The sequence below is a fragment of the Pseudochelatococcus sp. B33 genome (genome assembly GCF_053570585.1).
The window spans coordinates 144,879-162,808 of record NZ_JBSEFH010000009.1; the positions used below are offsets into that span (position 1 = coordinate 144,879).

Sequence of the window (17,930 nt, forward strand, 5' to 3'; positions counted from 1 at the left end):
CAGAAAAGCTGCACGGAAAACACGTGCTTTCGCACAATGATGGCCGGGGGAATCGCATGTATGACAAGTTCAACGTCCTGCGCCAGATCGACCAGTGGCTGGCGGAGGATATCGGCCATGCCGATCTGACGACGCAGCTCATGGTCGACCCGCAGGCGACGGCGACATTCCAGATGAACGCGCGCGAGCCCATGATCGTGGCGGGCGTCGAGATCGCGGCGATGGCGTTTTCGCGATACGATCCCGTCTGCGCGGTCGAGCTGCGCGTCCGCGAGGGTGACGCCGTCGACAGGGGCGCGGTGCTCGCGGTGGTCTCCGGGCCGGCGCAGTCGCTGCTGACGGTCGAGCGCACGGCGCTCAACATCGCCCAGCGTCTTTCCGGCATCGCGACGGAGACGGCGCGCTACGTGCGCTCAATCGCGCATACCCCGGCCCGGCTGCTCGACACCCGCAAGACGACCCCCGGCCTCAGGATGCTGGAGAAGCACGCCGCCTGCTGCGGCGGCGCGCTCAATCACCGGCTCGGGCTCGACAGCGGCATCATGCTGAAGGACAACCACATCGCCGTCTGCGGCGGCATCGCCAACGCCGTCAGGCGTGCGCGCGAGCGGACGCCGGTGCTCACCATGATCGAGGTCGAATGCGACCGTCTCGATCAGGTGGGGGAGGCGGCGGCGGCGGGCGCCGACGTCATCATGCTCGACAACATGAGCGTTCCGGATATGGCCGAGGCCGTGCGCCTCGTCGCCGGACGGGCGAAGCTCGAAGCCTCGGGCGGCATCCGGCTGGAGACGATCGCGGCGGTCGCCGAGACCGGCGTGGACTTCATCTCGACGAGCCGTCCGTTTCAGTCCGCTCCAGCGGTCGATATCGGGCTGGATCACGGGGCGTCCGGATGAACGGTTCGAGCTGTGCCGCCAGCGCGCTGCCGGGATGGATGAACCAGAAATTGTTCAGGTAGCGGCGGGTGTCGCCGAGGCGGTAGCTGAAATGTTCGCGCGCCACATCCTCCGGCTTCTGGATGTCGAGAAGGTCACGTTCCGTCTCGATGGCGACCGGTTCGAGTTCCCCGCCGACGCGTGACACGTAGGCGCGATAGCCGCGCGCGGCGAGATCCGCGAATATCGCGACGCCAGCGGGGTTGCAGCGCAGTTCGATCTCGATCAGCAGCACGGGATGGGCGGCGGCGATGGTCTCCGCCATGCCGGCGAGCACCTTGCCCTCGACGCCCTCGACGTCGATCTTGACGAAATCGACCGTCGCGGGGTCGAGGCCCGCGTGCGCCTGCCAGAAGTCGTCGAGGCGAATCGTGCGCACCTCGACGTTTGTCGATTGCGGAAAGACCGTGCGCAGGGTGGCGAGCGCCATCTCCGCGCCACCCCCCTGAAGCGGCACGGACAGATTCGCGGTGCCGTTGCTGTCGGACAATGCGCGATCGTCGATCACGACATGCCCGGCGCGGCCCAGCAGCCTGTGGAGCAGGCGGGACATGAACGGCACGGGCTCGAAACAGATCAGGCGCTCCGACACGCGCGCCAGTGCGAGCGCATAGGTGCCGGCATTCGCGCCGACATCGACAGCGGTGCGGATGGCAAGCCGCGGGATGAGCAGCTCGTCGGTGTCCCCGTGACGGCCGAGAAATGGATAGTACCATTTCCGGTAGGCATATTGCGCCAGCAGGCTATTCTTGAGGAGGGTCTTCAGGCGGCGGGGCGACACGGTCACGGACGGGATTTCCTTGAACTCACGGTGACATCGCACGGGTATATATGCGGGGCATCCAACGTCAATGACGGCTTGGCTTTCCAGCGGCAATGGCAGGCATCCGGGAACAGGTATTTCGGGCCATTGTTTCCGGCCACCTGCATTTTTTGCCGGTTCATGCTTGACCGATCGTTTCGTCTGGACTAGTTTTCCTGCAACTTTCAGGAAAGTGCGGCTATGATGCGGTTCAACCTTATTGTATCGGGGGCGCCATCGACGGAGCGGGAATGACCCGCTGATCCGGCTGATGGCGCATAGGGTCCTTCGGGGCCCTTTTTTATTGCCTGAAACGGATCCCGCCACACCACAAGAGACAGTTTAACGCCGGAAGGCCGAGGAAAGAGTTTGGAGGAAGGCGATGAGTGAGACGATAACCGGAGCCGAAATGGTCATCCGCGCGCTGCAGGACCAGGGTGTCGAGCACATCTTCGGCTATCCGGGCGGGGCGGTGCTGCCGATCTACGACGCGCTGTTCCACCAGGAGAAGGTGCACCACATCCTCGTGCGTCACGAGCAGGCGGCTGTGCATGCGGCGGAGGGCTATGCCCGCTCCACCGGCAAGGTCGGCTGCGTGCTGGTGACGTCGGGGCCCGGCGCCACCAACGCCGTCACGGGCCTCACCGACGCCCTGATGGATTCGATCCCGCTCGTCGTCATCACCGGCCAGGTGCCCACCTATCTCATCGGCTCCGACGCCTTCCAGGAGGCGGATACGGTCGGCATCACGCGCCACTGCACCAAGCACAACTATCTGGTGAAGGACATCGCCGACCTGCCGCGCGTCCTGCACGAGGCGTTCTATGTGGCGAGCAACGGCCGGCCGGGGCCGGTGGTGGTCGATATCCCCAAGAATATCCAGTTCGAGACCGGCACCTACGCGCGCCTCGCCGACAACCAGCACAAGACCTATCGGCCGAAGGTGGAGGGCGATCCGCGGCGGATCGAGGCGGCGGTCGAGCTGATGACACGGGCGCGGCGGCCCATCTTCTACACCGGCGGCGGCGTCATCAACGCCGGACCCGGCGCTTCCTCCCAGTTGCGCGAGCTTGCGGCGCTGACGGGCTTTCCCGTGACCTCCACCCTGATGGGGCTCGGCGCCTTCCCGGCCTCGAACCCGCAGTTCCTCGGGATGCTGGGCATGCACGGCACCTACGAGGCCAACCTCGCCATGCACGACGCCGACCTCATCATCGCGGTGGGCGCGCGCTTCGACGACCGCATCACCGGCCGCCTCGACGCCTTCGCACCGCATGCGCGAAAAATCCACATCGATATCGATCCCTCGTCCATCAACAAGACTGTGAAGGCCGATATCGGCATCGTCGGCGACTGCGCCCACGTGCTGCACGAGATGGTGCGGGTGTGGAAGGAGACCGCGCCCGCCATCGACAAGGCGCGGTACGCCCCCTGGTGGGCGGACATCGCCCGCTGGCGCGCGCGCAACTGCCTCGCCTACCGCAAGGACGGCCAGTTCATCAAGCCGCAATACGCGCTGGAGCGGCTGGAGGCGCTGACCAGGGGCCGCGACCGCTACATCACCACCGAGGTGGGCCAGCACCAGATGTGGGCGGCGCAGTTCCTGCACTTCGAGGAGCCGAACCGCCTGCTGACCTCGGGCGGGCTCGGCACCATGGGCTACGGCCTGCCGGCGGCCATCGGCGTGCAGATCGCGCACCCCGACGCGCTCGTCATCGACGTGGCGGGCGAGGCGTCGATCCAGATGAACATCCAGGAGATGTCCACGGCGCTGCAATACCGCCTGCCGGTGAAGGTCTTCATCCTGAACAACGAGTACATGGGCATGGTGCGCCAGTGGCAGGAGCTGCTGCACGGCGGGCGCTATTCGGAGAGCTATTCCGACGCGCTGCCCGATTTCGTCAAGCTGGCGGAAGCCTATGGCGGCACCGGCATCCGCTGCGACAAGGCGGACGAGCTCGACGCGGCCATCACGCGCATGCTCGATACCCCCGGCCCGGTGATCTTCGACTGCATCGTCGATCCGGCCGAAAACTGCTTCCCGATGATCCCCTCGGGCAAGGCCCATAACGAAATCCTGTTGGGCGACGCGGCGGCCGACATCGGCTCCGTCATCGACGACAAGGGCAAGGCGCTGGTGTAACGCCCGCGCACGCAAGATTGGATATGGTCGTGTCATGAAACATATTGCACCTTCAGAAGTGTCACCGTTGTCATCCCGTTCGCCCGCGGCCGGGAGTCATTTTTCCGGAATCCTTTCCATGCCATCGATTTATTCCGACGCCCCGCCGCCCACCCCGGTTTTCCGCCACACGCTGGCGGTGATCGTCGACAACGAGCCCGGTGTGCTGGCGCGCATCGCCGGCTTGTTCTCGGGGCGCGGCTACAACATCGAGAGCCTCACCGTCTCCGAGACCCAGCACGAGGCGCACCTGTCGCGTATCACCATCGTCACGGCGGGCACGGCGGCGGTCATCGTGCAGATCAAGGCGCAGCTCGCGCGCCTCGTGCCGGTGCACCGGGTGATGGATCTCACCATCGAGGCCGACGCTGTGGAGCGCGAGCTGGTGCTGCTCAAGATCGTGGCGCAGGGCGAGCAGCGGCTGGAGGCGATGCGCCTGGCGCAGGCCTTCGGCGCGCGCACCGTCGACGCGACGCTGAAATCGTTCGTCTTCGAGCTGACCGGCTCCTCCGACGAGGTCGAGCGGTTCATCAGCGTGATGGCCGAATGCGGCCTCGCCGAGGTGTCGCGCACCGGCATCGCCGCGTTGAGCCGGGGCGGCGAGGTGCTGTGATCTCAGGCGCTGAACCCGCCCTCGTCGAGGAACGCCTGCTCCTCCTGCGTCGTGGCGCGCCCGAGCGCGGGATTGCGATGCGGGAAGCGGCCGAAGCGGGCGATGATGTCTCGGTGCTCGCAGGCGAATTTGAGACCGTAGTCGTCCCGCGCTGCCTCGTAGAGCGCCACGCAGCGCTCCTGGTCCCCGAGGTCTTCGGAATGCATGAACGGCAGGTAGAAGAAACCGCGCAGGTCGCTCGCCACCCGGGCATCGTACCCCGCCTCGATGGCGCGGCCGGCGACGGCGCGGGCCTGGGCGTCCAGGGCGAAGGCGCGCGCCGTGCCACGGTATATCTGGCGCGGAAACTGGTCGAGCGCGATGGTGAGCGCGAGCGCGCCGTCGGGCCGGGCCTCCCACGGATGCCCGCGGGTGAGCAGGTGTTCCTCGCCGGCGAGCGTTTCGAGCAGGGGCCGGTAGCGTTCGCGCACCGCCGCGTCGAAGGCGTCGTCGCCGGCGAACCACAATTGGGGCCCGGCCTCGCGCCAGAAGGCAAGGATGTCCTCGGGCGTGCCGATGGCAAAGGTGCCGGTCTGGCTTCCTGTCATGTCGCTTCCTCCTCGTTACGTGTGGCGACGGTATCGTTTCCACGTCTCCGATTCATGGCGCCATTTCATGGCACCGATTCAGGGCGCTTTGCGGAAATCCCTCTTGACCGTTCCGCCCCGGGCTCATTATCAGCAGGGCGGGACAATAAACTAGCCGTGGATGGAAACTTGCCGACAATGGCTTGAGTCCATAACGAAATTGCCAGGGAAAGGGCAGATTATGCGTGTTTATTACGATCGTGACGCCGACATCAACCTCATCAAGGGCAAGAAGGTCGCGATCATCGGCTATGGCAGCCAGGGTCATGCCCATGCGCTCAACCTGCGCGATTCCGGCGTGAAGGAGATCGCGGTCGGCCTGCGCGCGGGTTCCGCGACCGCGAAGAAAGCCGAGGCCGAGGGCCTGAAGGTGCTCACCCCCGCCGAGGCGGCGAAGTGGGCCGATGTCGTCATGCTGCTGACGCCCGACGAACTGCAGGCCGACATCTACTACGAGAGCCTGCACGACAACCTGAAGCAGGGCGCGGCGCTGCTGTTCGCCCACGGCCTCAATGTCCACTTCAACCTCATCGAGCCGCGCAAGGACCTCGACGTGCTGATGGTCGCGCCCAAGGGGCCGGGCCACACGGTGCGTTCCGAATACCTGCGCGGCGGCGGCGTGCCGACGCTGATCGCCATCGCGCAGGACGCGACGGGCAACGCCCACGACATCGCGCTCTCCTACGCGTCGGCCAACGGCGGCGGGCGCGCCGGCATCATCGAGACGACCTTCAAGGAAGAGTGCGAGACCGACCTCTTCGGCGAGCAGGTGGTGCTGTGCGGCGGCCTCGTGGAGTTGATCCGCGCCGGCTTCGAGACGCTGGTGGAAGCGGGCTACGCGCCCGAGATGGCCTATTTCGAGTGCCTGCACGAGACCAAGCTCATCGTCGACCTCATCTACGAGGGCGGCATCGCCAACATGAACTACTCGATCTCGAACACGGCGGAATACGGCGAATACGTCACCGGCCCGCGCATCATCACCAAGGAGACCAAGGCGGAGATGAAGCGCGTGCTGGAGGACATCCAGTCCGGCAAGTTCACGCGCGACTGGATGCTGGAGAACAAGGTCGCCCAGACCTCGTTCAAGGCGACGCGCGCCCGCAACAACGCCCACCAGATCGAGGAAGTGGGCGCCAGGCTGCGCGCCATGATGCCCTGGATCCAGGAAAAGGCGCTCGTCGACAAGACGAGGAACTGACCTTTCGCCGCGCCCCTCTCCGCCGCCGCGCTGCCCTCGGCGGCCGGCCGTTGCGGAACGGCAGGGCGCGGAATCGAAGATACGAACAAGGGCCGCCGGCACTTCCAGCGGCCTTTTTTGCGCCACGCGCGGCTCCGGCGCTCGACGGACGGACCGCCACAAAAAAGCCTTGCCGCGCGCCACATGTGGCGTTATTATGGCACGGAAAGGCGATGAATGTGGCATTTTGGCATTCTGAACCCAAGTTGCAGAGTTTCTCGTATTTGTTTTTAGTGTTCGCGTTTATTGCGTCTTTGTAACGCCGCCGTTTATTGCGCTGCCCGGATTATTGTATTTATTGTTTGGGGAATTGCTATGTCTTTCTCTGAGAATCGATTTGTCTCTGACATTGGCGCTTTATATTCCGCTGCTACGCCGCCTCCGGACGATCCGAAGCAGCAGATCGCTACCATTGTCGCTTGCCTGTTCGCTCTGATCGAACAAGCCGTGCACCAGCGCATGGAGCACAAGGGATGGAGCGACGTATCTACAGCAGCGGCGGACCGTCCGACTCAGAAGCAGCGTACAGTAACACGCACCGATCTGACGACACGAACATGGAGCGCCCGGCCTCTTCCACCGTTACCGGGCCGGTCGCGCATTGGAATGAAGAGTGGCCCCGGGCAAAGCGTGGCCCCCGTTGTGTCGCCTTCCACGCCCCCTCTCACCTCGCGTCCCGGACCTCGTCCCGCATCGCCGGCCATCCCTTCAGCGTCTTTCGACGAGGCTGAGCACATTGAACTGGTGCTGGCGCTGAATGAGAGTGCAAATCAAACTGATCTCTCGACGTCTATCAGGGAATGGCTGGGCAAGAGCAACAGCGAATTTTCATCTGCACGGAAACGGGAACTCGTGGTCAGCCTTCTCAAAGGGGACATAAAAGCGCCGGGAGGCGAGAACAAGCCGTATAACTGGGAAAAGATTGCCGAGATTTGCGGTGACGCTCTGGACTATCCGGCAGGTCAGGGGCACGGGAATGTGTTCTACATCAAGGGAACGACCTTTGCCGTCAAGCGGAACCTGCCGAATACGGAACTGGGCGTATACAGGGAACTGGACTTCTACGACAGGGCCGTACAGGCATGGAAAGAGGCTAGCAAGCAGCAGCAAGACCCGAGAGCCGCCGTTGCTGCCCTATATGAAGTCGAGGTGCAAGGAACAACCTTCGTTAAGAAGGAGCTTACGCAAACAGAACCAGCTTTCGAGGTAAGTTATACCTTTGGGAAAGGGGACACGCTCAAACAAGATGGAGCCCACGCGAAGCTTAACAGGAAGCTGGAACTCTATAATGAGGCTAATGCCGTTATAGGGGACGCGAACAAGTCAAAACAGGAAAAAATAGAATACTTACAAGCTTTTCTTGCCGATAACCATCAAGAATTGCTTTCCAAATTCAACAAAAGACTAGCCACGTGGTGGCGGACGAAGAGCGGCGCCATGAGCTATGTCGTCGATCGCTTGCGCGAGGAAGCCCGCAAGGCGGGCGTCTACAGGCCGAATATTCCCGGGAAGAAGCGCTTCCTGGAAGTTATCGAGCAATTGGCAAAACTGCGGCAAGACGGCTCCGCGGCCTACAGGCCCGCTCAGGTGCACGAGATGACGAACGGCGACGCCTTCGTCGTCATGCATAACTCGTTGTACGACGATCAGGGCAACCAGATTAACACCTATGCTGACTATGACACTGTCAAAGACAAAAACGGCCGAAGGAGATTGATAAGCCACAATCTTCTTGACATCAAAATAGGCGAGCAAGGCGCTTCCAGCGGCGAGCAGAAATACAATGCCATGGCTGCGAATACAGCCCAGCAGGCAGGTCTGTGGCAGAAGCTGTCCAATATCTTCAAGAAGGCGCGAGTTGCCAAGAACCATGCGACAACCGAGGACAGACAGGCCGCGGTGGTCGGAAAGAAGGGCGTCCTTCTCGACGGCGAGAAACTGTCCAGCGGTGGCCGCAGCTCCGCTACCGAAACAAGAAATATTGTAACTGCCTATGTGCGGAAGATGAATGCAAAGCAACGTCAGCACGTGCTGGACCGGTTGGAGAAGATCATAAAGGAGGCGAATGTTCTGCCGCTGGGCTTCATCGGTTCCAGCGTCCTCATCACCCTGCCGCAGGATACGACGGATGACAGTACAGTGATGCCGGGCGTAATGCCGATCGACTATGCCCACCCTGTTTCACAGTGGGATACGGATACGAAATTGACGAACGACAAGGTTTCTTCGAGAACAATTCCGGGAATGCTGCATCCCGACAAATTCGAGGGCATAAGGGGTAATTATACCGACGGTCTCGTGTTCATAAAGTCCGTGTTCGAGCAGGAAATTCTCAAGGCGAACAGGGTTCCTCGCGATGGCAACACGGATAGCGCGCCGGCGTTGGATCGGATCGATTCCACGCGCTGACGGAGCGTTGAGCATCACGCCCCGCCCGCTACCCCACCTCCAGCCGCACCAGCCTCACGCCCGCATCGTCCGGGTCCGGGCGGGAGGTGAAGCCGAGCTGGGCGCACATGGCGAGCATCATGGTGTTCTCGCGCAGCACCTGCGCCTCCACCGCCTTCAGGCCCTCGGCCTTGGCGTATTCGATGATCGAGGTCATCAGCAGCCAGCCGAGGCCCTTGCCGCGCATGTCGGTGCGGGTCATGATGCCGTATTCGCCGGCCTCGTAGTTGGCGTCGGCGTGCAGGCGCACCGCGCCCAGCATCTCGCCCGTCGCCTTGTCGATCACCACGAGGGCCATGGCGCGGCCGTAGTCGAGCTGCGTCAGGCGGGCGATGAAGGTATGGCTGAAATCCTTGATCGGCGTGAAGAACCGCAGCCGCAGATCGTCCGGCGTCACCTGCGTGAAGAAATGGCGGAACATCTCCTCATCCTCCGGCCGTACCGGCCGCATCAGGATCGGCGTGCCGTCCGAGAGCTCGAGGTGGCGCTCCCACTCCTGCGGATAGGGGCGGATGGCGAAGCGCGGATGGCCGGACGGCCCCTTCGCCTTCTCCGTCACCGGCACGACCTTCACCCGCCCGTCCACGGCGATGACGCCGGTGTGGTCGGCGAGCAGCGGGTTGATGTCGATCTCGCGCACTTCCGGCAGGTCGGCGGCAAGCTGCGCGAGCTTGACGAGGGTGAGCGCCACCGCCTGCTCGTCCGCCGCCGGCACGTCGCGATAGGCCTTGAGGCGGCGCGCCACGCGGGTGCGCGAGATGAGGTCGTGCGCGAGGCGCAGGTCGAGCGGCGGCAGCGCGATGGCACGGTCGTTGATGACCTCCACCGCCGTGCCCCCGCGCCCGAACACCACCACCGGCCCGAACACCGGATCGTCGGCGACGCCGGCGATGAGTTCGCGCGTCTTGGGACGCACCATCATCGGGTGCACGGTGAGGCCGTGGATGCGGGCCTCGGGGCGCAGCCGCGCCGCGCGCTCCAGGATCTCGCCCGCCGCCTCGCGCACCGCGTGGGCGTTGGCCAGGTTGAGGCGCACGCCGCCGATGTCGGACTTGTGCACCACGTCGGGCGAAAGGATCTTGACGGCCACCGGCAGCCCGCGGGCGAAGAACTGCTCGGCAGCGGCGACCGCCTCGTCCGCATCCCGCGCGAAGCGCGCCGGCGTGATCGGTATCTGGTAGGCGTCGAACAGCCGGCCGACCTCCAGCGGGTCGAGCCATGTCCGCCCGGACGTCAGCACGCCGTCGATCACGGCGCGGGCGGCCTCGGTGTCCGGCTGGAAATCGGCCGGCAGGCTCGGCGGCGTCTCCATGAGCTGGGTCAGCGCCTCGCGGTAGCGCACGAGATGGGTGAAGCCGCGCACGGCCTCGGCCTCGTTGGAATAGTTCGGGATGCGCGCAGCGACGAACTGGTCGGCGGCCTCACCCGCGTCGCCGTACCACACGGTCAGGATCGGCTTGGCGTTATGGCGCTGCTTGCGATAGGCGGCGGCGGTCTCGATCACCGCGCGCGCCACATCGGCGGATGAGGCCGGCCCCAGCGGCACGTTGAGCACCAGCACGCCGTCGTTGGCGCGGTCGTTCAGCACGTGCTGCAGCGCGGTGGCATAGCGCGCAGGATCGGCGTCGCCGCCGAGGTCGAGCGGGTTGGAGCGCGACCAGCGGCCGGGAGGCAGGTCCTTGTCGAGCGCCTCAAGGGTGAGGGGGGAGATCTCGGCCAGCGCCCCGCCGAAGTCGAGCAGCCGGTCGACGGTGAGCATGCCGATGCCGCCGCCGTTGGTGACGATGGCGAGCCGCTTGCCCGGAAAGGGCCGTACCCGCCCGAGCGTCTCGGCGGCGGAGAACAGCTCATCGAGATCGATGACGCGCAGCAGGCCGGCGCGCCGGAACGCGGCATCATAGACGGCATCGGGCGTGGCGAGCGCCGCGGTGTGCGTGTCGGCGATCTGCTGGTGGAGCTTGTGTCGGCCGGACTTGATCACCACCACCGGCTTGGCGCGTGCGGCAAGGCGCGCCGCCGACATGAACTTGCGCGCGTTCTCCACCGTCTCGACGTAGAGCAGGATCGCACGCGTATGCCTGTCGAGCGCGAAGTAGTCCAGCAGGTCGCCGAAATCGACATCGATCTTCGCGCCGACCGACGCCACGGCCGAGAAGCCGATGGCGTTCTGGCTCGCCCATTCGATGACGCCGGCCGCCAGCGCCCCCGACTGGGAGACGAGCGCGAGGTCGCCGGCTATGGGCGTGCTGCCGGCGAAGCTGGCGTTGAGCCTCGCGTGGGGGGCGATGAGGCCGATGCTGTTGGGGCCCATGAGGCGCAGGCTGTGGCGGCGCGCCGCCGCCTCGACGCGGGCGAACAGGTCGGCGCCGGCCGCGTCGGCCGCAAGCTCCTCGGACAGGATCACCGCGCCGCCGACGCCCTTCGCACCCGCCTCCTCGACGCGCGCCAGAACGTGTTCGGCGGGGGAGGCGATGATGGCGAGATCCGGCGTGAACGTCAGCGCGTCGATGGAGGGGGCGTGCTCGAAATCCGCAAGGGAAGCGCCGGAGGCAACGCCGCCCGCCGTGCCGACGAATCCGCGCTGGCCGGCAAAGCCGGAACCGATGATGTTGCGCGCGAGCTTGTCGACCGGGCCTGCATGCGAGCCCTCATCGGCGACGATGACGAGGGAGCGGGGAGAGAAAAGACGCTCAAGGCGATAGGTGCTCATCGGTATCCGTCAGCGATCTGGCGGGCGCGATCCATCGTCGAGGCGCCGCGCGTCCGGCCCAAGACGGCGATACCTCACTTGGTTTTCAATGCCACGAACCCGTCGCCGATGCATCAATTTGCCGGCAACCGGGCATAGAAAGCACGCGATCGCGGCAGAAATAGCGCAGTCCCGGAAACGCGCCGCCGCCCCATCTATGCCGCAACGCGCACGCATGCTTCAAAGCCGCCGTGCATGGGCGCCCGGTGATGACGGAACGGGCATTTTGAGCAATGATGCCGGCGAATCGCCGCCCGCGCCGGCGGCGCGGCGACAGATGCAGGAAGGATGGCTTCATGACTTTCACCACAAGGCCGGATCGCAGGCAGCACGCAAGGAAGCAGCGCAGCAGGATCGGCGGCGCCACGCTCGCCGCCTTCATCGGCGGCGCCATCGTGGGGCTGGCGGCGTGGCCGCTCACGGCGGCGGCGCAGCAGGGCGACACCGCCCAGCAACGCGCGCCGCGCGTCATCAGCGTTGCGGGCGAGGGCGTCGTCGAGGCCGTTCCCGATATGGCCAGCGTCGTCATCGGCGTCGTCACCCAGGCCAAGACGGCGCGCGAGGCCGTGAGCGAGAACAGCGCCGCCACCGAGGCGGTGCTCGCAAGCCTGAACGCGGCGGCAATCGAGAAGCGCGACGTGGCGACGAGCGGGTTCTCCGTGCAGCCGCGCTACAACTACCCGCGCAACGGCAGCGGCGAGGCGCCGAAGATCGACGGCTACGAGGCGCGCAACACCCTCACCGTGCGGGTGCGGGACCTCGCCAAGCTCGGCGGCATTCTCGACACCGCGGTGACGACCGGCTCCAACCAGATCGGCGGCATCAGCTTCGACGTGGCCGAGAAGACGCCCCTGCTCGACAAGGCCCGCAGCGAAGCCGTCGCCGACGCCCGCCGCAAGGCCGATATCTTCGCTACCGCCGCCGGGGTGAAGCTCGGCCGCGTGCTCGCCATCGAGACCGGCTCGCTCCGTTCGCCGCCGCGCCCGATGTACGCACGCGCGGACGCGCTGGCCGCCAGCGCGCCGGTGCCGGTCGAGGCGGGCGAGCAGTCGTTCCGCGCCACGGTAGAAGTGACGTGGGAAATCGTCGACTGACGTGCGACGATCCGGGACGGACGCGCCGCATGGCTGATTTGCCGCCATGATCGGTTTCCGTCCCGGTGAAATTGCTATAAACAGAGTGTTTCGAAGCGCCTGACCGGGGGAGGAACGGCGATCGAGCCATCGCCGGCACGCCGCGCATCACACGAAACCGCGCAACCGGCGCTGTCGCATGAATTCAGCGCATCTGCGCTATATATTCGAGTGCTGCGAGAGGTCAGGATGCCAGTCTACCGTTCCCGAACCACCACCCATGGGCGCAACATGGCGGGCGCGCGCGGCCTGTGGCGCGCCACAGGCATGAAGGACGACGATTTCGGCAAACCGATCATCGCGGTCGTCAACTCCTTCACCCAGTTCGTGCCGGGACATGTGCACCTGAAGGATCTCGGCCAGCTTGTGGCGCGCGAGATCGAGCAGGCGGGAGGCGTCGCCAAGGAGTTCAACACCATCGCGGTCGACGACGGCATCGCCATGGGGCACGACGGCATGCTCTACAGCCTGCCCTCGCGCGAGATCATCGCCGATTCGGTGGAATACATGGTCAACGCCCATTGCGCCGACGCAATGGTGTGCATCTCGAACTGCGACAAGATCACGCCCGGCATGCTGATGGCGGCGCTCAGGCTCAACATCCCGGCGGTGTTCGTGTCGGGCGGGCCGATGGAGGCCGGCAAGGTCGTGCTCAAGGGCAAGGTGAAGGCGCTCGATCTCGTCGACGCCATGGTCGCCGCCGCCGACGACAGCGTGTCGGATGCCGACGTGCGGGCCATCGAACGGTCGGCCTGCCCGACCTGCGGCTCGTGCTCGGGCATGTTCACGGCCAATTCCATGAACTGCCTCACCGAGGCGCTCGGCCTGTCGCTGCCGGGCAACGGCTCGACGCTCGCCACGCATGGCGACCGCAAGCGCCTGTTCGTCGAGGCCGGCCACCTCATCGTCGATCTGGCGCGCCGCTACTACGAGCAGGACGACGACAGCGTGCTGCCGCGCTCCATCGCCACGTTCGCGGCTTTCGAGAACGCCATGGCGCTCGACATCTCCATGGGCGGCTCCACCAACACCGTGCTGCACCTGCTGGCGGCGGCGAACGAGGCCGGCGTCGATTTCACCATGGCGGACATCGACCGCCTGTCGCGCCGCGTGCCGGTGCTGTGCAAGGTGGCGCCCGCCGTGGGCGACGTGCACATGGAGGACGTGCACCGCGCCGGCGGCATCTTCGCCATTCTGGGCGAGCTCGACCGCGCCGGGCTGCTCGACACCTCGTTGCCGACGGTGCACAGCCCGACACTGGGCGCCGCCATCGACCGCTGGGACATCACCCGCGCCAACAGCGAGAGCGTGCGCAACTTCTACCGCGCCGCGCCCGGCGGCGTGCCGACGCAGGTGGCGTTCAGCCAGGAATCGCGCTGGGAGGATCTCGACACCGACCGCGAGTCCGGCGTCATCCGCAACGCCGAGCACGCGTTCTCGAAGGACGGCGGCCTCGCCGTGCTCTACGGCAATCTGGCCGAGGACGGCTGCATCGTGAAGACCGCGGGCGTGGACGAATCGATCCTCGTCTTCTCCGGCCCCGCCCGCATCTTCGAGAGCCAGGACGCGGCGGTGGACGCCATCCTGCGCGGGCGCATCAACAAGGGCGACATCGTGCTGATCCGCTACGAGGGGCCACGCGGCGGGCCGGGCATGCAGGAGATGCTCTATCCCACGAGCTACCTGAAATCGAAGGGGCTCGGCAAGGCCTGCGCGCTGATCACCGACGGGCGCTTTTCCGGCGGCTCCTCGGGCCTGTCCATCGGCCACGTCTCGCCGGAGGCGGCGGAGGGCGGCGCGATCGGCCTCGTGGAGGAGGGGGACATCATCGACATCGACATCCCGCAGCGGCGCATCAATCTCGCGATATCCGGCGACGAACTGGCGCGCCGGCGCGCGGCCATGGAGGCGCGCGGCCCCGACGCCTGGCAACCCGGCCCGCGCAAGCGCAACGTCACGGCGGCGCTGAAGGCCTATGCGGCCATGACGACATCGGCGGCGCGCGGCGCGGTCCGCGACGTCGACGGCGCGCTGGCCAGGCGCAAGTGAAGCTGCGCGTGACATCGTGCCGATAACCTCCCGCCCGCCGATGCCGTTCGAGATCACCGATACCCGGATCGTCCACGAGGGCTGGGGGCGCTTCCTGATCGCCTCCATCAGGCTGCCCGACGGGCAGGTCATCCGCCGCGAGATCGAGGACCACGGCGCGGCGGTCGCGGTGCTGGCCTATGACGAGGAACGGCGCGTGGCGCTACTGGTCAGCCAGTTCCGGCCGGCGGTCTATCTCGCTTCCGGCGCGGAGGCGGTGCTCGAGATCATCGCCGGCGGCCTCGAGGACGAGACGCAGGAAGAGTGCGTCCGCCGCGAGGCCATGGAGGAGGGCGGCCTGCGGCTGGGCGCGATCGAGAAGATCGTCGACGCCTGGCCGATGCCGGGCATCTCGACCGAACGCATCGCGCTCTTTCTCGCCCGCTACACGGCGCAGGACCGCATCGCGCAAGGCGGCGGCCTGGAGGAGGAGCATGAAGGCATCACCGTGGTCGAACTGCCGCTCAAGGAACTCGCCGCCATGGCGGACAGCGGCGCGCTCAGCGATCTCAAGAGCTATGCGAGCGTGCAGGCGCTACGCCTGAAGCGGCCGGACCTGTTCACCTGAACGAGCCGCTGCCGCTGAACGGGCTGGAGCCGCGGCCGGCGTTGCGCTGCTGCACCTGGACATATTCGGGCACGCCGAGCTGGCGTTCCGCCCGTTGCTGCGGCGTGAGCGTGAGGCCGGCGCAACCGGCGAGCGAACCGGCGATCAGGGCGATGGAGAGCAACGAGACGAGGCGCGGCATGAAAAAGTCCAAAGTACGAGAAACGATCAGGCGCTTATAGGACAAACCGGGCGGATAATAAACAGCAGAGCTGCGGTGGACGGATTTTCCCTGCCATCAACCGGCGGTTGCAAGGAAAGTATCGGGAATGGCGCGTGTTTCAGCCATGGCCGCATGGAATGGAGGACAGGAAACCGGGGCTGCCATTCCATCTCTTTGTCAAGCATCGAATTTATCCCGAAACCGGCCCCGTTCCGGTTTAGAGGTTCGGGGGATCGGTTCTCTTGAAATCGCTCACCATTTGCAAAAAATACTTCTTCTAAAATTGTTTCTTTAAGCTGCAACATAGTCAATACATATATAATAAATATTTTATACAATCAAGAAATATTTCTTACAGCTGTAGCTATACAATAAATATTTCTGAACATGAATTTCAAGCTTATTTTTATATTAGAATAGTTAAAATAGATCGTAGTTGATCATAGCTTTCCTTGAGCGTACAACGCCGATCGTGACGATTTTGCGGATCCTGTTGAGGAAGATCCTGCGGCCAGCGAGCAGTCCGGCGCATGATGTCGCCAGCCTGCAGCGTGGCAGGCCGCAGCGTGTATTGAACGGCAGCCCGCGTCGCGAGAGACGAGAGTGAGAACTGAACTGATGGCTACAGAACCGGTTTCGTGCTTGCGTGTTTCATACGGAGGTGCTCCGCTGCGCCGTCTCGCCCTTGCGGCCGCAATGGGACTGTGTCTGTCACCCGCCTGTCTGTCGGTCGCAGCCGCCCAGACCCTCTCGCCCGAAGCCGCACCGGCACAGCAGACCGCGCCCGCGCCGACGCCGCAGGTCGAGCCATCCCAGGTAACGCCACCCCAGGAAACGTCAGCGCCTGCGCCGCAGCCGCCGGCGGCCGTCGCGCAGCAGCCCGCGACACCGGCAGCGCCGCAGGAGAGCGCACCCGCTTCCGTATCGGCGCCGGAGCAAGCCCCGGCTCCTGCCTCGTCGCCCGAGGCGACGTCCGGCGCCGCGCCGTCCGATGCCGGCGGAGGCTTGCAGCCGCAGGCGATATCGCCGTCGATCCAGCAGACCGAAACGGCGGAGCCGGACGCTTCCTTCACCCAGACGGACGTCCTGCCGGAGCTTCCGTCGCTGACGCCGCCCGAGGGCGAGGAGGGGCTGCAGGACCTTTCTCCCTGGGGGATGTACCAGCAGGCGGACATCGTCGTGAAGGCGGTGATGATCGGGCTGGTGTTCGCCTCGCTCGTCACCTGGACGGTGTGGGTGGCGAAGTCGCTGGAGCTGTTCTTCGCCCGCCGCCGCGCCCGCAAGGGGCTCGACGTCATCAGGCGCTCGCAGACGCTCGCCGAGGCGGAGGCGACGTTCCGTGTCGGCCGGTCGGGCGGCGGCACGGTGCCGCGGCTCGTGCGCGGCGCGCTCGACGAGGCGCAGCGTTCCGGCGACCTGCCGGCCGACGGCATCAAGGAACGCGCCGCGATCCTGCTGTCGCGCGTCGAGGCACGGGCCGGGCGCAGGATGGGCGTGGGCACTGGCGTGCTGGCGACCATCGGCTCCACGGCGCCGTTCGTCGGCCTGTTCGGCACGGTCTGGGGCATCATGAATTCGTTCATCGGCATCGCCAAGTCCAACACGACGAACCTCGCCGTCGTCGCACCCGGCATCGCCGAGGCCCTGCTGGCGACCGCCCTCGGCCTCATCGCCGCCATCCCGGCGGTGATCGTCTACAACGTCTTCGCGCGTTCCATCGGCGGTTATCGGGCGCTGCTCGGCGATGCCTCGGCGGAGGTGCTGCGGCATCTGTCACGCGATCTCGACCGCGCCGCCGCGGGCCGCCATCACGGACAGGCGCAGGTCGCGAACCTGCGGTCCGCAGCGGAGTAGGCGCCATGGCGGGACGCATCGAGGACGGCGACGAGCTGTCCGAAAACAGCGAAATCAACGTCACGCCGTTCATCGACGTGATGCTGGTGCTGCTGATCATCTTCATGGTGGCCGCGCCGCTGTCGACGGTCGACGTGCCGGTGGACCTGCCGGCGTCGAACGCCCAGCCGCAGCAGCGGCCGGACAAGCCCCTGTACCTCACGGTGCAGGGCGATCTTACCCTGTCCGTCGGCGAGGAGACGGTCCAGCGCGCCCTGCTCCAGCAGGAGCTCGACCGGTTCACCGAGAACAACCGCGAGGAGCGCATCTTCCTGCGCGCCGATAGGGAAGTCGCCTATGGCGAACTCATGGAGGTGATGAACCTCCTGCGTTCCGCCGGCTATCTCAAGGTCGCGCTGGTCGGCATGGAGGCCGCGCCGGCAGGCGCCGCCGACGGCACGCTGCCGCCTGCCACCCCGGCCCCCGCACCCGCTGCGCCCTGACCGTC

Annotated in this window: 16 protein-coding genes; 10 read left to right on the plus strand and 6 right to left on the minus strand. The window is 65.7% G+C overall.

The features are described 5' to 3' along the window. Positions 1-56 precede the first annotated feature (56 nt). Positions 57-899: a carboxylating nicotinate-nucleotide diphosphorylase gene (gene nadC, locus ACUSIJ_RS12065; protein ID WP_449308637.1), complete on the plus strand. Its 843-nt coding sequence runs from the start codon at positions 57-59 to the stop codon at positions 897-899. Here nadC and ACUSIJ_RS12070 read toward each other — a convergent pair. Further along, positions 826-1,725, minus strand: coding sequence for an FkbM family methyltransferase (locus ACUSIJ_RS12070; protein WP_449308638.1), 900 nt, complete (start codon positions 1,723-1,725; stop codon positions 826-828). The two genes, nadC and ACUSIJ_RS12070, sit on opposite strands and share 74 nt — an antisense overlap. A 397-nt stretch (positions 1,726-2,122) precedes the next feature. Here ACUSIJ_RS12070 and ACUSIJ_RS12075 point away from each other — a divergent pair, with 397 nt between their 5' ends. Next, positions 2,123-3,883, plus strand: a complete 1,761-nt coding sequence (locus tag ACUSIJ_RS12075; protein WP_449308639.1) for an acetolactate synthase 3 large subunit — start codon at positions 2,123-2,125, stop codon at positions 3,881-3,883. 118 nt (positions 3,884-4,001) lie between these two features. Beyond that, positions 4,002-4,535, plus strand: a complete 534-nt coding sequence (ilvN, locus tag ACUSIJ_RS12080; RefSeq protein ID WP_449308640.1) for an acetolactate synthase small subunit — start codon at positions 4,002-4,004, stop codon at positions 4,533-4,535. 2 nt (positions 4,536-4,537) lie between these two features. Here ilvN and ACUSIJ_RS12085 read toward each other — a convergent pair whose 3' ends face one another. After that, a complete protein-coding gene (locus ACUSIJ_RS12085) occupies positions 4,538-5,122 on the minus strand; it encodes a DUF924 family protein (RefSeq protein ID WP_449308641.1) in 585 nt (194 codons plus the stop codon). Positions 5,123-5,342: 220 nt separating this feature from the next. Between ACUSIJ_RS12085 and ilvC the strand changes: the two genes are divergently transcribed. Together ilvC and ACUSIJ_RS12095 are read left to right on the plus strand one after the other, a co-directional pair. Then, positions 5,343-6,362, plus strand: coding sequence for a ketol-acid reductoisomerase (ilvC, locus tag ACUSIJ_RS12090; RefSeq protein WP_449308642.1), 1,020 nt, complete (start codon positions 5,343-5,345; stop codon positions 6,360-6,362). 354 nt (positions 6,363-6,716) lie between these two features. Beyond that, positions 6,717-8,810 (plus strand): hypothetical protein, encoded by a 2,094-nt coding sequence (locus ACUSIJ_RS12095; protein ID WP_449308643.1) that lies wholly within the window; start codon positions 6,717-6,719, stop codon positions 8,808-8,810. A 28-nt stretch (positions 8,811-8,838) separates the two neighbouring features. On the opposite strand, the gene ACUSIJ_RS12100 is transcribed toward ACUSIJ_RS12095, so the two are convergent. Beyond that, positions 8,839-11,559 (minus strand): bifunctional acetate--CoA ligase family protein/GNAT family N-acetyltransferase, encoded by a 2,721-nt coding sequence (locus tag ACUSIJ_RS12100; RefSeq protein WP_449308644.1) that lies wholly within the window; start codon positions 11,557-11,559, stop codon positions 8,839-8,841. A gap of 85 nt (positions 11,560-11,644) precedes the next feature. Beyond that, positions 11,645-11,896, minus strand: coding sequence for a hypothetical protein (locus ACUSIJ_RS12105; RefSeq protein WP_449308645.1), 252 nt, complete (start codon positions 11,894-11,896; stop codon positions 11,645-11,647). Between ACUSIJ_RS12105 and ACUSIJ_RS12110 the strand changes: the two genes are divergently transcribed. The 3 genes from ACUSIJ_RS12110 (at position 11,895) to ACUSIJ_RS12120 (ending at position 15,387) form a co-directional block, all read left to right on the plus strand. After that, the gene (locus ACUSIJ_RS12110) at positions 11,895-12,692 is read left to right on the plus strand and encodes an SIMPL domain-containing protein (protein ID WP_449308646.1); all 798 of its coding nucleotides are present in this window, start codon (positions 11,895-11,897) and stop codon (positions 12,690-12,692) included. The two genes, ACUSIJ_RS12105 and ACUSIJ_RS12110, sit on opposite strands and share 2 nt — an antisense overlap. Positions 12,693-12,920: 228 nt before the next feature. Continuing rightward, the gene (gene ilvD, locus ACUSIJ_RS12115; RefSeq protein WP_449308647.1) at positions 12,921-14,780 is read left to right on the plus strand and encodes a dihydroxy-acid dehydratase; all 1,860 of its coding nucleotides are present in this window, start codon (positions 12,921-12,923) and stop codon (positions 14,778-14,780) included. Positions 14,781-14,820: 40 nt separating this feature from the next. Next, entirely contained in the window at positions 14,821-15,387 is a 567-nt protein-coding gene (locus ACUSIJ_RS12120) for an NUDIX domain-containing protein (RefSeq protein ID WP_449308706.1), read from the plus strand. Here ACUSIJ_RS12120 and ACUSIJ_RS12125 read toward each other — a convergent pair. Continuing rightward, positions 15,380-15,568: a hypothetical protein gene (locus ACUSIJ_RS12125; RefSeq protein WP_449308648.1), complete on the minus strand. Its 189-nt coding sequence runs from the start codon at positions 15,566-15,568 to the stop codon at positions 15,380-15,382. The genes ACUSIJ_RS12120 and ACUSIJ_RS12125 overlap by 8 nt on opposite strands. A gap of 26 nt (positions 15,569-15,594) precedes the next feature. Next, on the minus strand, positions 15,595-15,894 hold the full coding sequence (locus ACUSIJ_RS12130; RefSeq protein ID WP_449308649.1) for a hypothetical protein: 300 nt from the start codon (positions 15,892-15,894) through the stop codon (positions 15,595-15,597). Between the two features lie 391 nt (positions 15,895-16,285). On the opposite strand from ACUSIJ_RS12130, the gene exbB reads away from it, so the two are divergent. Both exbB and exbD read left to right on the plus strand, forming a co-directional pair. Continuing rightward, entirely contained in the window at positions 16,286-17,443 is a 1,158-nt protein-coding gene (gene exbB / locus ACUSIJ_RS12135) for a tonB-system energizer ExbB (RefSeq protein WP_449308650.1), read from the plus strand. Between the two features lie 5 nt (positions 17,444-17,448). Then, positions 17,449-17,925 carry a TonB system transport protein ExbD gene (gene exbD / locus ACUSIJ_RS12140; RefSeq protein WP_449308651.1) on the plus strand — a complete coding sequence of 159 codons (477 nt, stop codon included), beginning with the start codon at positions 17,449-17,451 and terminating at the stop codon, positions 17,923-17,925. Positions 17,926-17,930 lie beyond the last annotated feature (5 nt).